This is a genomic window from Singulisphaera rosea, assembly GCF_054877945.1.
Map to the genome: position 1 here is coordinate 1 of NZ_JBTYIP020000044.1, position 13665 is coordinate 13665.

At 67.4% G+C, this 13665-nt stretch carries 11 protein-coding genes; 5 read left to right on the top strand and 6 right to left on the bottom strand.

What is annotated here, in order from left to right; genetic code table 11:
- Window positions 1-497 precede the first annotated feature (497 nt).
- Complete coding sequence (locus ACYOEI_RS38440; RefSeq protein ID WP_462855806.1) at window positions 498-1073, bottom strand: Uma2 family endonuclease; 576 nt, start codon at window positions 1071-1073, stop codon at window positions 498-500.
- Window positions 1074-1397: 324 nt separating this feature from the next.
- Here ACYOEI_RS38440 and ACYOEI_RS38445 point away from each other — a divergent pair, with 324 nt between their 5' ends.
- On the top strand, window positions 1398-2942 hold the full coding sequence (locus tag ACYOEI_RS38445) for a sugar ABC transporter ATP-binding protein (protein WP_462855807.1): 1545 nt from the start codon (window positions 1398-1400) through the stop codon (window positions 2940-2942).
- Window positions 2943-2995: 53 nt separating this feature from the next.
- Here ACYOEI_RS38445 and ACYOEI_RS38450 read toward each other — a convergent pair whose 3' ends face one another.
- Both ACYOEI_RS38450 and ACYOEI_RS38455 read right to left on the bottom strand, forming a co-directional pair.
- Window positions 2996-6178, bottom strand: a complete 3183-nt coding sequence (locus ACYOEI_RS38450; RefSeq protein WP_462855809.1) for a WD40 repeat domain-containing serine/threonine protein kinase — start codon at window positions 6176-6178, stop codon at window positions 2996-2998.
- Window positions 6175-6798 (bottom strand): sigma-70 family RNA polymerase sigma factor, encoded by a 624-nt coding sequence (locus tag ACYOEI_RS38455; protein ID WP_462855810.1) that lies wholly within the window; start codon window positions 6796-6798, stop codon window positions 6175-6177. Before ACYOEI_RS38455 ends, ACYOEI_RS38450 begins: the two co-directional genes overlap by 4 nt.
- Window positions 6799-7172: 374 nt before the next feature.
- Here ACYOEI_RS38455 and ACYOEI_RS38460 point away from each other — a divergent pair, with 374 nt between their 5' ends.
- The 3 genes from ACYOEI_RS38460 (at window position 7173) to ACYOEI_RS38470 (ending at window position 11428) form a co-directional block, all read left to right on the top strand.
- On the top strand, window positions 7173-8318 hold the full coding sequence (locus ACYOEI_RS38460) for a WD40 repeat domain-containing protein (protein ID WP_462855811.1): 1146 nt from the start codon (window positions 7173-7175) through the stop codon (window positions 8316-8318).
- Window positions 8319-8491: 173 nt separating this feature from the next.
- Window positions 8492-10045 carry a glucose-6-phosphate dehydrogenase gene (gene zwf / locus ACYOEI_RS38465; protein WP_462855812.1) on the top strand — a complete coding sequence of 518 codons (1554 nt, stop codon included), beginning with the start codon at window positions 8492-8494 and terminating at the stop codon, window positions 10043-10045.
- Window positions 10046-10285: 240 nt separating this feature from the next.
- Window positions 10286-11428 carry a glucose-6-phosphate dehydrogenase assembly protein OpcA gene (locus tag ACYOEI_RS38470; RefSeq protein WP_462855814.1) on the top strand — a complete coding sequence of 381 codons (1143 nt, stop codon included), beginning with the start codon at window positions 10286-10288 and terminating at the stop codon, window positions 11426-11428.
- 165 nt (window positions 11429-11593) lie between these two features.
- Here ACYOEI_RS38470 and ACYOEI_RS38475 read toward each other — a convergent pair whose 3' ends face one another.
- The gene (locus tag ACYOEI_RS38475; protein WP_462855815.1) at window positions 11594-12142 is read right to left on the bottom strand and encodes a hypothetical protein; all 549 of its coding nucleotides are present in this window, start codon (window positions 12140-12142) and stop codon (window positions 11594-11596) included.
- A 164-nt stretch (window positions 12143-12306) separates the two neighbouring features.
- Between ACYOEI_RS38475 and ACYOEI_RS38480 the strand changes: the two genes are divergently transcribed.
- On the top strand, window positions 12307-12807 hold the full coding sequence (locus tag ACYOEI_RS38480) for an acyl-CoA thioesterase (protein WP_462855816.1): 501 nt from the start codon (window positions 12307-12309) through the stop codon (window positions 12805-12807).
- A 195-nt stretch (window positions 12808-13002) separates the two neighbouring features.
- Here ACYOEI_RS38480 and tatA read toward each other — a convergent pair whose 3' ends face one another.
- Both tatA and ACYOEI_RS38490 read right to left on the bottom strand, forming a co-directional pair.
- The gene (tatA, locus tag ACYOEI_RS38485) at window positions 13003-13305 is read right to left on the bottom strand and encodes a twin-arginine translocase TatA/TatE family subunit (protein ID WP_462855818.1); all 303 of its coding nucleotides are present in this window, start codon (window positions 13303-13305) and stop codon (window positions 13003-13005) included.
- A 64-nt stretch (window positions 13306-13369) separates the two neighbouring features.
- Window positions 13370-13591, bottom strand: coding sequence for a Sec-independent protein translocase subunit TatA/TatB (locus ACYOEI_RS38490; RefSeq protein ID WP_462855819.1), 222 nt, complete (start codon window positions 13589-13591; stop codon window positions 13370-13372).
- Window positions 13592-13665: the final 74 nt, after the last annotated feature.

Here is a 13665-nt window from a genome sequence, read left to right on the forward strand (position 1 = left end):
TCCGCGGGCGTCGGGACCGACGCCGTTGGGCTACAGGTTCGGGTACGCGCGATGTCTTCGCCAGGCTGTCCCGCGGGCTCGAAGCACCAGTCACCTTTCCGGCGTAAGGCCGTGCCAGGGGCGTGGGTCCAGTGTAGCAGAGCGCCGGCGCCATTTTCATGGGTTTCGGGTGCCGCCAGAATGGCGGCGTGAAGGCTGTCCCCATTTTCCGGGCCGTCGCCGTCCGCTGCGGCGGAAACGTGGACGGGCACCTGCGCTTCGCTGCGGAGCCAGTCCCCGTTTCCGTCTCCGCTCTCGGGTTCGGGTCCCATCGTGCCGTGTGTCAGACAAACGTTAGTCGCTCTAATATGTGGCCTTCCTGATCTGGATTCGGATCCCGTCGCGCAGGGAGGCCCTGGTGTTAACGAAACCGCTTCGAAGGGATCGCCGCCGGCCTGAACGGGCTGTATCAATATTCGTGAATTGGATATCAGAGGATTGCAATATTCAAAAACGTATCACATGCCTTGGAAAATATCGGCAACACGGATGCGTAGGCCAGGCAGATAGGGGTCGGCCGTGAGCTCTTGACGGATGTTGTAGAGCTCCGGCTCTTCGCCTTGGCGGTGGACCAAAACTGTACGGAAATCGGTGTCGACGAGCCAGACGAGGGCTGACCCTGAGTCGAGGTAGAGTCGTACCTTCTCAGAAACCTCTTCGTGAGTGTCTGAGGGCGAGAGAATCTCAATAGCAAGGACAGGCGGTCCTTCGAAGAACGGCGAGCCTTTCGGGGTATTCGCGAGGACTTCGGCGGAGACATAGGCGACGTCAATGCCAACGTACGTGTCGGGCCCGCGTCGGAGCCGAAAGCCGGCCTCTCCGCCGACGATTAAGCCTCGAAGCTCGGGTTGCCTTCGCCACCAATCGCCCAGCAGATATCCGAGGTGAAACATTGAACTGCTGTGCCAACGATTATGCTTCGTCATGGGTCGTTCCCGGAGTTGGCCGTCGATCAATTCCCGCTCGACGTCGTCATCGGGAAGCTGGAGCAACTCCTCGGTTGACATCGCGCTTGTTTGAGCCATCGTGCTCATTGGTCGACCTCCTCTCGGTGAACTCGCGACCGACTTGGCTTTGGCAGATCGTTGGCCTTTCCCTCTCACATCCTATCCAAACACCGATCGCGTTGTCAGTGAACGAGCGGACGGAAGCTAGAGATGCATTGCACTTCTGATCAGGCGGTCTCAGCGGCTGCTGGACGGGGCCCTTTCCCGAGATGGGGGTGACCTTTAGGATAGGACGCTTCGTGGTGCGGCGAGGCTTCGGGACGATGACTCGGCGGTGACGATCGACGCCCAATGCCCTGGCGGGGTGGGCGGGCCGGGTCGCGGGTCGTCGGGAAGGGTGATGGGTTTGCGATGAGTACCAGCGAGACTCCCGTCCGGCTCGAGATGCGGAACATCACCAAGCACTTCGGGGGCGTGCATGCGCTCCGCGACGTGACGTTCACGGCGAGAGCCGCTGAGGTCCATTCGCTCTGCGGGGAGAACGGGGCGGGCAAGAGCACGCTCATGAAGATCCTCGCCGGGGCGATCACCGACTACGAGGGCCAGATCCTCGTCGACGGCAAGCCGGTGGCGTTCAACGGCCCGGCCGACGCGGAGGCGGCCGGGATTCGGATCATCTACCAGGAGCTGAACCTCGTCCCCGAGCTGTCGGTCACGGCGAACATCTTCCTCGGGCGGGAGAAGACTCGCGCCTTCGGCTGGCTCGACGACCGGGCGATGGAGGCCGAGGCCCGCCGGCTCTTCGAGCGGCTGGGGACGCCGATCTCGCCCCGGGCCAGCGTCGGCGACCTCCGGATCGGCGACCAGCAGATGGTCGAGATCGCCAAGGCCCTGGCATGCGACGCCGCGGTCCTGATCATGGACGAGCCGACGTCCGCCCTCTCCGACGCCGAGGTCGCCCGGCTTTTCCGCGTCATCGACGACCTCCGGCGGCACGGCACCACGGTGCTGTACATCTCGCACAAGATGACCGAGGTCTTCACCCTCTCCGACCACGTCACCGTGCTCCGCGACGGCAAGTTCGTCGCAAGTGCCCCCAGGGCCGAGACCGGCCCGGCGCAGGTGGTGCGGTGGATGGTCGGGCGCGAGATCGCCGAGCTCGCCTTCGAGCACAAGCCGGTCTCGGGGCCGCCTCGGCTCCAGGTCTCGGGGCTCTCGCTCCAGAGCACGCCGGGGAGCGGGCGGCCGGACCTGAAAGACGTGAGCCTGGAGGTCCGGCCTGGCGAGGTCCTCGGCGTGGCCGGGCTCCTCGGCGCGGGGCGGACCGAGTTGCTCGAGGCCCTCTTCGGGGCGGGGCCGAAGCCCTCGGCCGGTACGATCTCGATCGGAGGCACGCCGGTCCGATTCCGAGGGCCCGAAGATGCGATCGCGGCGGGAGTTGCCCTCGTGACCGAGGATCGCAAGAACCTCGGGCTGTTCGACCAGATGTCGGTCGCCGAGAACATCACGATCCGACACCTGGGCGCCCTCGCCCGAGGGGGCATGGTCGACCGACGCGCCGAGGCCAAGGCGGTCGCCGAGTCGATTACTCGGCTCGCCATCAAGACGGCCGGCGGGAAGGCCGCGATCACGAGCCTCTCGGGGGGCAACCAGCAGAAGTGCATCCTCGCCCGTTGGCTGTTGACCGAGCCCAAGATCCTCTTGCTCGACGAGCCGACCCGCGGGATCGACGTCGGGGCCAAGGCCGAGATCTACGCGTTAATTCGACGACTGGTCGCGCAGGGGATGGCGATCGTCATGACCTCGAGCGAACTCCCCGAGCTCCTGACCGTCGCCGATCGGATCGTCGTCCTCTGCGAAGGCCGCCTCACCGCCGAGCTCCCCCGCTCCGAGGCGACCGAGGAGTCGATCATGCACGCCGCGACCCAGTTCCTCGACCGCGCGAAGGCATCCTGAGCCGACCGGTTTCTGCCACTCTCGAAACCTGTTTTCAGGTTTCGGAGAAATGCTTACTCTCGGCCGCCGTGCCAGAGGATGATGGAACGATCCGAAGGGACGTAGGCTCCGAGGGTTCGTCCGTCGGGCGAGAAGTCGAGAGAACCCAGGGGCTTCGACGGGCCGTCGAGCGTGAGAACCTCTTGCCCTTCGACGGCATCCCAGAGGCGGACGATACCGGAGCGGTCGGCGCTGGCGAGGGTGCGGCCGTCGGGTGCGAAGGCGAGGTGGGTGACGAGGCTGGTCCGTTCGGTCAGTCGGGAACGGACGACGAACGACCTCGTGTCATACAGCCGAATCGTGCCGTCGCGGCATCCCGTGGCGAGGGTCAGGCCGTCGGGCGAGGCGGCGAAGGAAACGGGATTGCCTTCCGCGATCAGGCCCGCCGTGGTCTGGCCCGCCGACTCGGGGGACGGTAGGGAGTAGGCATACTCCCCCGAGACGATGATCAAGGTCCCCCCCGTCTGGAGGATCAGGAGCGTAGGGATGGCACCGTCCAGGGATCCGTCTCGTACCAGCAGACCTGTGTTCGTGTCCACAACTTTGACGAGCCCGGCGTTTCGGTCGAAGTAGGCCAGGAGTTGCCCGTCGGGGCTGAAGGTCGTCAGGGGGAAATCCTGGGGAGACGGGCCGTCGGGGATCGGGAGGGGGATGTCCTGGGCGCCGGGGTCGCTCAGACGGAGAAGACCGGGCGGGGACAGGTAGGACAGGACCCGCCCGTCGGGGGCAAGACGCGTTCCGATGGTACCGTCGGCCGAGCCCGTCGGCAGGGACTTGAGGAGTCGTCCGTCGACGTCGAAGGCGGAACGTCGGCCGTCCTTGAAGAGGACCTGGAGTTTGGTGTCGCCGTCGACGAATCGGAACTCGACCGGGAGGGGGCCCGAGCCGAGGGGGATGGTGGTCCGGTCTCGTCGTCGTTCGAGGTCCCAAAGCTTGACCGTGCCGTCTCGGCTCGCGGAGGCGAGGCGGGTGCCGTCGGGAGAGAAGGCGACGCTCCAGACTCGGTTGGCGTGCCCGGTGAGCACGTCGACAAGATCTCCCGTGGAGGCATCCCAGAGCCGGATGTTCGGGTCGAGGTGGTCGCCGCCCGTGGCGAGCCGGGCCCCGTCGGGAGAGAAGGCGACGCAGCAGGCGCGTTCGCGGTTGCTCCGCAGGGTCGACTCCAACTCGCCCGAGGTCTGCCAGAGACAGACTCCGGTCGGGCCCGCCGTCGCGGCGAGGTGTCGGCCGTCGGGGGAGAAGGCTGTGCTGTAAACGGGGCCCAGGATACCATCCGGCCGTACCAGGTCGCGGGCGTTCTGGAGCCTGGGAGTGAGCAGCGCGAGGTGCTTGCCGGCGATGCCCCCGGCGGCGATGAACGAGCCGTCGGGGGATGTCGCCAGGGATTTGATCTGGCCAATCGAGAGTTCCGCCCGGGCGAGCGGCCGCTCCTTGGCGGGGTCCCAGACGAGCACCACGCCGTCGTCGTAACCCGCGATAACGCGGCGGCCGTCGGCCGAGAAGATGGCGGCGGGGACGGAAGAGGACGAGACCTCACGCAACGGGCGAGCGAGGGGGTCACCGGTCCTCGCGCTCCAGAGCCGCACGGTGCCGTCGTCGCTCGCGGAGACGAGCGACTGGCCGTCGGGGGAGACTTCGACGGAGTTGACTTCGCCTAGATGGCCTCGCAAGGGAGGGATCCGGGAGGCACCCGTGGCCGAATCCCAGAGCCTCACGGTCTGATCCTGCCCGGCGCTCGCGATCCAGCGGCCGTCGGGGGCGTAGCGGACCTGGTAGACCTCGCCCCGGTCGTGGGTCATCGTGATCGACTCGCGGTGGGCCTTCCGCTTGAGGTAGCCCCACTCGAACCCTCGGGGGTCGTCCGGGCCGTTGCTGCGGGCCCAGGGGGCGAGGATCGCGTCGGCACCCGCGACGTTGAGATCCTCGAGCCGCTGGCCCGCCTGCCGGATGCCCCGGAGATAGCCGGCACGGGTCGTTTGGGAGGTCCCGAGGCGAACCAACGAGGCTGGGCGCGACGCCTTGGGACGATTCGAAACCGCCCACGCCAGCAAGGTTAGCGCTAATCCGACGGCCACCAGTCCGAGCCCGACCCCCACCCAACCGTGTCGAGTGTATCGAGCCGCCCGGACCGGCTTCCCGGCGAGGAAGCGTCGGAGGTCGTCGGCGAGCGCCCCGGCGCTCATGTAGCGGTCGTCCGGCTTCTCCTGGAGGCAGCATGTGACGATCGCGCGGAGGTCCTCGGGGATCCCCGGGATCCCCACCAGGGCCCGGGCTCGGCCTCGGAGCGGGCCGTCGGGCGGGAGGTCGGAGAGCATGTGGTGCAGGATCGCCCCCAGGCCGTAGAGGTCGGCCCTGGGGCCGATCCGAGACCGGTCACCCCGGGCCTGCTCGGGCGCCATGTAGCGGGGGGTCCCCATCGGGCCGATCTGCGTCTCCTCCCCCACGTCGTCGAGGAGCTTGGCCAGTCCGAAGTCGGTGATCCGGGGCTGGAAGGGGAGCTCGGCCCCCTTGGCAGTCCCCTCGAGCAGGACGTTGCCGGGCTTCAGGTCGCGGTGGAGCACTCCCCGGTTGTGCGCATGGGCGACGGCCTCGGCCAGCTCGATGCCGAGCCTGGCCACCATCGATGGTTCGAGGGGGGACATGCGGTCCGCCAGCCATTGTCCGAGGTTCGGCCCGTCGACGAAGGCGGAGGCGAGGTAGCAGACCGGCCCGACCTCGCCGAAGTCGTGGACGGGGATGATCCCCGGGTGGTCGAGCCGTGCCACGGCCCTGGCCTCGCGGAGGAATCGGGCGCGGATCTTGGGCGCGGCGAGGGCCTCGGGCCTGGGGACCTTCAGGGCGACCGAACGCCGGAGGACCGGGTCGAAGGCGAGGAAGACCAGGCCGTGGCCCCCTCGGCCGAGCAGGTGCCGGATCTCGAACCGGCCGAGGGTCACGCCATGGGCGTCGATCGGACTCGAGGCGCCCCCGCCTCCTGCTTCGGGCCAGGGCCATCGCCTGTGGAGCATCTCGAGGCAGGAGCGGGCCTGCTCGAGCCTTGCCCGATCCTCCTCGCCGACGATCCCCGGGGTCAGGGGGGCCATCCCCGGCGACCCCAGGTCCGCGGCGAGGGCCACGTCGTGGGCGATCAGGAAGGTCAGGAACTCGTCCTCGGTCCCCTCGTCGGGCATCGGCGTCGCCATCTCTTCGTTCGTCATGACGCACTCTCCCCCGTCTCGATCGAGCGGCGGAGCCGGTCGATCGCCCTCGCCCAGAGCTTGCGCGCCGCCTCGCCCGACCGCCCGAGCCGCCGCCCGATCTCGTCGAAGGGGAGGTGATCTCGGTTGCGGTACAGGATCACCGCCCGGTCAACTTCCGGGAGCCCTGCGAGCGCCAGGTCGAGCGCATCGGTCTCCTCTCGGGCGACCGCGGACGTCCCCGGCGTCGGGTTCGGGTCGACGAACGACGCCTCGGCCTGGAGCGCCTGCTCGCGGCCGACCGCACGCTTGCTCGTCGATCGATAGTGCCGGGCGATGTCGGCGAGGTTGTTCCGGAGGATCTCCCGGAGCCAGGCCCGCAGGTCCTCCGGGGCCTCCCCCTCGAACTTGATGAAGTGCCGATGGGCCTCCATCAGCGTCTCCTGCACCACGTCCGAGCCACCGACCTTCCCGAGCAAGTCGTCCGAGAGGTCGCGCTGCGCGATCGCGAGCAGGTAGGGGCGGAACGCCTCGAGGAGACGTTCCAACGCCAACACGTCGCCCCGGCGCGCGGCCTGCGCCTCGCGTTCGAAATCCGATCCGAGCCGATCATCCCGCACGTCCATCACGAGCCCTCGCACCGGCCCTCCCCGGAGAAACCTCCCGAATGCGCCCTCCTTCGGGATTTCCCGGCGTCAGCTCAGCTACCCAGGAAACCGTCTCGTCGGACGTTTGTCGACTGATTTTTTTCGGTGGCGCGTCCGCTCTGCCAAATTCTCCCGCTCAGGGGAACGGAGGGCCCCACGGCCCGGGGGTCGGAGGGATGTGGGGTTTTCAAAATTCACACGTTTTTGTAGTTCGGAAAATTTTAAAGTGAAAACGTGAAAAGTCAATGACGTTCTAAAAAGACGGCGTCGCCGACTTGCGGCGGATGCCGTTGCCGGACGCGCGGGAGAAGGCCGCCGGCCTCGCCGAGCGGCCCGGGTGGTTCCCGACGACGAGGAGGGCGAAGTCCATGGATCGTCGATCGAAGGTCGCTCGCGATGGGGCCCACGCCTCCTCCCCGAGGCGTGGTAGGCCGTCCGCCCTGGCCTCGACCCTGACGCCCGGGCTCGGCGTGATCGTGGCAATGGTGTTGGTGCTTGCCGTCTCCGTCGCCGAGCCCCCGAAGGGGTTCGCGACCCGCTTCGTCCTCGACGGGGAGGAACGCGTGGTCCGGACGTTGGCGTTCGCCCCCGACGGCCATTGTCTGGTCGTCTGCGGCAAGGACGGGGTCGCCAAGATCTGGGACCCCGAGTCCGGATCCTACCGGGCGATCGAGGTCGGCGAGCGGGCCGGAGGCGTTCGCGCGGAGCTGTCGCCCGACGGGGCCCGCCTCGCCGTGCAGAACCCGGACGCGACGTTGACCGTCTGGGACCTCTCTCCCGAAGGGGGGCGCCTCGACTTTCCGACGTCCGTGGAGTCGTTCGGGATCCTCGCGTTCTGTCGCGATGGCAAGGCCCTGGCCGTCGTCGAGGATCAGGGCGTCGCTGTCTGGGACCTGCCCAGCGGCCAGAAACGAGCCTGGTTGTCCCAGGTCGGGAGCGGGGTGTCGAGCCTCTGCTTCTCCCCGGATGGCCGGACCCTGGCGGTCGGCGGGAGGGAGGGGAAGGTCCGGCTCTGGGACCTCGCGTCCGGGGGCCAGCTCGTTGAGTTTCGGGCGCATCCCCACATGGTTTCCGCGCTCGTGTTCGACGACTCGGGGCGCAGGCTCGCCTCCGCGAGTGGCGCCGACGGATTCGTCCGAGTCTGGGAGCCCGCAACAGGCCTGCTGAGCTCGACGTTCGACTGCCAGACCTCGCCGATGCAGGCCCTGGCGTTCGCCCCTGGCGGGCGGATCTTGGCTGCGGCCGGTTGGGACGGGACGATCCGGCTCTGGGACATGTCCTCGGGACGTGTCCGCCAGGTGCTCGAAGGCCATGTCGGGGCCGTCACCGCCGTCGTGTTCTCCGCCGACGGGCGTTGCCTCGCGAGTGCGGGCGGCGACTCGATCCGGATCTGGGAAGACCGCCTCGACTCGGGTGGAGCCCCTGCGGTCGGAGACGCGGCCGTCTCGTCTCGAGGTGGGGTCGGTCGCCCTTCGCTGGCCTCGAGCGTTTCCTGGGCGGGGCCTCAAGGCTGACGGTGCCGATCGCGCGTCGCGGTTCGCGGGATCGATCGGGGTCGAGGGGTCGGGTTTCGCGACCTGGCCCCGGTTCTCTTGATCGAACGGGACCGTGGTCCGTACACTCTTCGAGGATCGCCCGACCGGTTCCGTCGAAGGCGAGATGCTTCTTCCTCGCGGGAGTGCCGCGGATGTCGGATTCGTTGGAGATGGCCGAGGCCAACCCGCTGCGTCAGAGCTTGCCGAGGACTCGGGTCCCCGAGCCTTGCGCGGTCGTCCTCTTCGGGGCGACCGGCGACCTGACGCACCGCAAGCTCGTGCCGGCGCTCTACCACCTGGCCCAGGGCGGCAACCTGCCCGCCGAGTGCGCCATCGTCGGGTTCGCCAGGCGCGACTGGACCGACGAGCAGTTCCGCGCCGAGCTCGAGAAGAGCCTCGCCAAGGGCGGCGACGCGGACTTCGCCGAGTCCTGGCCGCAGTTCGCCAGCCGGATCGCGTTCGCCTCCGGGACGTTCGACGACCCGGCCGCCTACGAACGGCTCAAGGAGCAGCTCCACCAGCTCGACGGCCAACTCGGGACCCGGGGCAACCGGCTCTACTACCTGGCCGTCGCCCCCGAATACTTCGCCACGATCATCAGCCACCTGGGGAAGGCCGGATTGGTCTACCCGAGCCACCAGGAAAGTCCCTGGAGCCGGGTGGTCATCGAGAAGCCCTTCGGCCACGACCTCGCCAGCGCCCGCGCCCTGAACCGGGACATCTCCGAGGTGCTCGACGAGAGCCAGGTCTACCGGATCGACCACTACCTCGGCAAGGAAACGGTCCAGAACATCCTCGCACTCCGGTTCGGCAACGCGATCTTCGAGCCGATCTGGGATCGCCGCCACGTCGCCTCGGTGCAGATCACCGTCGCCGAGGAGCTCGGCATGGCGGGGGGCCGGGGCGGCTATTACGACAACTCGGGCGCGCTCCGCGACATGGTCCAGAACCACCTGATGCAGCTCCTCTGCCTCGTGGCCATGGAACCCCCCGTCGACCTCTCGGCCGACGCCGTGCGGAACGAGCGGGTCAAGGTCCTCGACGCCCTCCCTCGCTGGACTCCCGAAGACGTCGCCAAGAACGTCGTCCGAGGCCAGTACGTCGCCGGCTCGATCGAGGGCAAGGAAGTCCCCGGCTACCACGAGGAGAAGGGCGTCCGGCCCGACTCGAGGACCGAGACGTATGTCTCGCTCAAGGTCACGCTGAATAACTGGCGCTGGGCGGGCGTCCCGTTCTACCTGCGGACCGGCAAGCGGCTGCCGAAGCGGGCCTCCGAGATCGCGATCCAGTTCCGAGAACCGCCGACGACCCTCTTCGAGGTCGACACCGACGAAGCCAACGGCGCGAACCTGTTGGTCCTGCGAATCCAGCCGAACGAAGGGGCGAGCCTCGCCTTCCAGGCCAAGGTCCCCGGCTCGAGGCGCAGGCTTCAGGAAGTCCGGATGGATTTCCGCTATGGGACCGCGTTCGCCGTCCCGCCGCCCGAGGCCTACGAGCGGCTCCTCCTCGACGTGATGCTCGGCGACCCGACGCTCTACACCCGCACCGACGCCGTCGAGAGCGCCTGGCGGTTCTGCGCCGCGATCCTCGACGCCTGGAACCGCGACGACGCCGCACCCCCCGTCCCCTACCCCGCCGGCACCTGGGGACCCGACGCGGCCGATTCCCTCATGGTCGACGAACATTCTCGCTGGCGCAGGCTGTAACATTGGGTTGAGGGGGGAGGATTCACCACGAAGGCACAAAGGGCACGAAGGGAAATTGGAAACGATTCGCAGATGTCGCAGATGAGCGCAGATAAAAATCAATGAAATAGGTTGAATTTAATCTGTGGCCATCTGCGTCATCTGTTGGTTTTGTCTTTTCTTCTCTCTTCTTTGTGCCTTGGTGGCGAATCCTCCCCTCCCCCATACCGTTCCACCCCACTTCACGACACGGTGACGAACATGACCGAGGCAGCCACCGACGCCTTTTTGAATGGCCAGGGGGTCCCGGTCGACCTCCACGACATCGAGACGGAGTTGCTGCGGCTCTGGGGGCCGGCGGCGGAGCGGATCGGGGGGCCGGACCTCGAGAATCCGCACGTGACGCGGATCGCGCTGGCGAACCTCGTGGTCGAGGGGCGGGCGACCGGCGCGTCGCGGCTCCAGGGCGTGATCGACGCCGTAACCGCCCAGTTCCCGAGCCGGACGATCGTCCTCAGCCGGACGAACGACCCCGAGCGCCGGCTCTCGGCCGAGGTCTCGGCGCTGTGCCACCTCCCCGCGCCCGGCTTGCCCCAGGTCTGCAGTGAGCTCATCGTCCTCGCCGCCGGGCCGTCCTCGTCGGACTTGCTCCCCGGCGCGGTGCGCCCCCTGTTGGAAGCCGACCTCCCCTTCGTGCTCTGGTGGACGGACGACCCGAGGTCCGACGAGACCCTCTTCCGCGACCTGGCCAACGAGTGTTCCCGCCTGGTCCTCGACCTCCCCGACACGGGTGCCGACCCGGCGGGCCTCCGGCTCGGCCTCGACCCGAAGGTGAGCCCGTTCGGCCGCGACGTCGCCTGGTGCGGCCTGACCCGTTGGCGCGAGCTGGTGGCCCAGTTCTTCGACCCGCCGTTTCACCACGAGGTCCTGGGCCGGATCGACTCGGTGAAGATCGAGGCGCTCGCGCCGAGTCTCGACGGCCCGCCCCGTCAGGCGGTCTGGATCGCGGCCTGGCTCGCCGGCCAACTCCGGTGGACCCCCGAAGGGCGTCCCGAACGCTCCGGAGGCCGCCTCACGGCCACGTTCCGGGGCCCGAATGGGCCGATCGCCGTCGAGATCACCACCGAGGCCGTCGCAGGGCTCGAGTCCGCCCAGTTGAGCGCCACGACCGTGACCGCCCGGGCCACCGACGGCGTCGAGACCTTCCGACTCCGCCGCCCCTCGCCCCGGTCGGCCGAGGTCCACATCAAGGCGGACTCCCCGTCGTACTGCTGCCTCCCCCGCGTCGTCCTCTCCCCCGAGCCCGACCACGCCCGCCGCGTCTCCGCCGCGCTCGAATCCTCACGGAATGACCCGCCCTACCAGCACGCCTTGCCGCATGCTCTATGGTTGCTGGAGGGGTGAAAGACCGGGGGACGGGGGGATCTATCCACCACAAAGGAACGAAGACACAAAATTCATAAAAGAGAATATCAGAATTTTTAAATTTTGAAAAATAAATATTTGTTTTGGTCTTCCCTTTGTATCTTTGTGCCTTTGTGGTGAATACCGTCCCCGCGATCCTCCCCGCTATCCCTCAACCAGCGGCACGAATCGGCGCAGGTGGGGTGTAAGGGCGTCGGTGACGGCCTCGGGTTCGGTGAAGAGGCGCTCGGGGCCGGTGGCCAGGGCGAAGGAGAGGGCCTCTTGGCCGAGGTTGACGCGGATCACGCCGAGGTTGACGGCACGCGTCCGGCCGAGCGGGGCGAGGCAGGTGCCGAGGGTGGCGTCGTCTTCGGGGCGGATCGGCTCGGGGGTCAGCACGACCGTCGTCAGGCCGATGACGAGGCACCGATCCCCTCGCCGCCACGGCGGGAACCTCCCGTTCACCGCCATCGCCAGGCGAGTGAGGAACTTGCGGTAGTCGGCCGTCGACAGGCCGACGTCGACCGGCTGCCGCACTACCGCCACCACGCTCAACGCCCTCCCGAGCACAGGCACCCAATTGAGCCGCACCGGACGGCGATAGTAACGCAAGACATCCAGCGGCGGCTCCCGATACTCCTCCCCCACCTCGGCCACCGACCCGCCTTCGACAAGGACCGGGTCGATGACGGAGAAAAAGTCGTCTTCGAGCATGGGGTGGGGGCTCCAATTCAGGGGACGGTATTCACCACAAAGGCACAAAGGAATGCAAAAGAAAAAAATTAATAAACTTTTGAAATTTGTTGGTAATTTGATTTGGTCTTCCCCTTGTGCCTTTGTGGTGAATCCATACCTCGCCCCGCAGGAGACAATCACTCATGGAGCTCGCGAAGCACCCGTCAGACTCTCGGGTCAGCCTGGCGATCATCACGGACCCTGGCCAGGCGAATGCGTTCGGGACGATCCACGGGGGAGTCCTGTTGCGGCTGGCGGACGAGTGCGGGGCGGTGGCGGCGCTTCGGCATGTGGGCGGGGGGCGGATCGCGACGGCGGCCATTGATGCGATGACCTTCCTCGGGCCGGTATATGTCGGCGAGCGAGTCGAGCTCTCGGCAGAGGTGACGCACGCGGGGCGGACGTCGGTCGAGGCGCGGATCGTGATCCACGCCGAGCCCATGGAACGTGCCGAGCGTCGGCGGGTGGCCGTCGGTTACGGGCTGTATGTCGCCCTCGACGCCGAAGGTAAGCCGACGCCCGTGCCTCCACTGCGGATCGACACCGAGGCGGACCGTCGGCGCGACGAATCCGCCCAGGCCCGCCAAGCCGTCCGGCTCGCCCGGCGAGCCGAGGCGAGAGCCTCGGAGGATGACCTCCCTTGAGGCGATTCAAGGCGAGGACTGTCCCGAAACCTGTTTTTTTCTTAAAAAACGGGTTTCTGTGGGAGTCCACGGCGAAATCCCGCTGGGGTTTGTCGCGTCGAGCGCGCCAGAAACCCGTTTTTAAGAAAAAAACAGGTTTCGGGATCGGCTCTCGGGGTTGGCTCGATCCAAACCCTATTCCATCCGTCTCGACCGTCAGTCCTGGGTCGTCTGGGGCTCGAACTCCATCCGGGGGACGGGGGCCGAGGCGGGGGGCTCGAACTTGGGGACGGAGGCCGCGGCGGCTTCGCTCGGCCGGGTCTCGGTGCGACGCGCGGGGACGTGCGAGCTCGACGTGCCGCTGATGTCGAACTCGTCCTCGATCCCGCGAATGCCCTTCTTGAACTCGACAATCCCCTTACCCAAGGAGCGGCCGACTTCCGGCAACCGCTTGCCGAAGAGGAGCACGGCCACCGCCATCACGACGATCATTTCCATCGGGCCGAGGTTGGGAAGCATGTCTGCATCTCCGAGTGCGATTGGGGTTCGGACAGACGGGCGGGCGATCTCAACGCAACGCTGTTCAGACCTCGGGGGCGGGCGGGGCCGGCTTCTTGGTGTCGGCGGTGACGGCCTGGTCGATGTCGTCCTCGATCCCCGAGACACCCTTTTTGAACTCGGTGACGCTCTTGCCGAGCGAGCGCATCACGCTGGGCAGGCGGTTGCCGAAGATCAGCAGCGAGACGAAGGCGACGACCATCAACTCGGTGGCGCCCAGGTTGGGAAGGAAGGCGAAAGGCAACATGGTCAGTCTCCTCAAGCGGTCGGAAGGGTTGCAGGGCGTCTTATTCGGTTGGGCCGTCGGTACCAATCAGGCTT

Coding starts and splice junctions, on each gene's coding strand:
- ACYOEI_RS38440 (WP_462855806.1), bottom strand. CDS start 1,073: ATGAGCACGATGGCTCAAACAAGCGCGATGTCAACCGAGGAGTTGCTC.
- ACYOEI_RS38445 (WP_462855807.1), top strand. CDS start 1,398: ATGAGTACCAGCGAGACTCCCGTCCGGCTCGAGATGCGGAACATCACC.
- ACYOEI_RS38450 (WP_462855809.1), bottom strand. CDS start 6,178: ATGACGAACGAAGAGATGGCGACGCCGATGCCCGACGAGGGGACCGAG.
- ACYOEI_RS38460 (WP_462855811.1), top strand. CDS start 7,173: ATGGATCGTCGATCGAAGGTCGCTCGCGATGGGGCCCACGCCTCCTCC.
- zwf (WP_462855812.1), top strand. CDS start 8,492: ATGTCGGATTCGTTGGAGATGGCCGAGGCCAACCCGCTGCGTCAGAGC.
- ACYOEI_RS38470 (WP_462855814.1), top strand. CDS start 10,286: ATGACCGAGGCAGCCACCGACGCCTTTTTGAATGGCCAGGGGGTCCCG.
- ACYOEI_RS38475 (WP_462855815.1), bottom strand. CDS start 12,142: ATGCTCGAAGACGACTTTTTCTCCGTCATCGACCCGGTCCTTGTCGAA.
- ACYOEI_RS38480 (WP_462855816.1), top strand. CDS start 12,307: ATGGAGCTCGCGAAGCACCCGTCAGACTCTCGGGTCAGCCTGGCGATC.
- tatA (WP_462855818.1), bottom strand. CDS start 13,305: ATGCTTCCCAACCTCGGCCCGATGGAAATGATCGTCGTGATGGCGGTG.
- ACYOEI_RS38490 (WP_462855819.1), bottom strand. CDS start 13,591: ATGTTGCCTTTCGCCTTCCTTCCCAACCTGGGCGCCACCGAGTTGATG.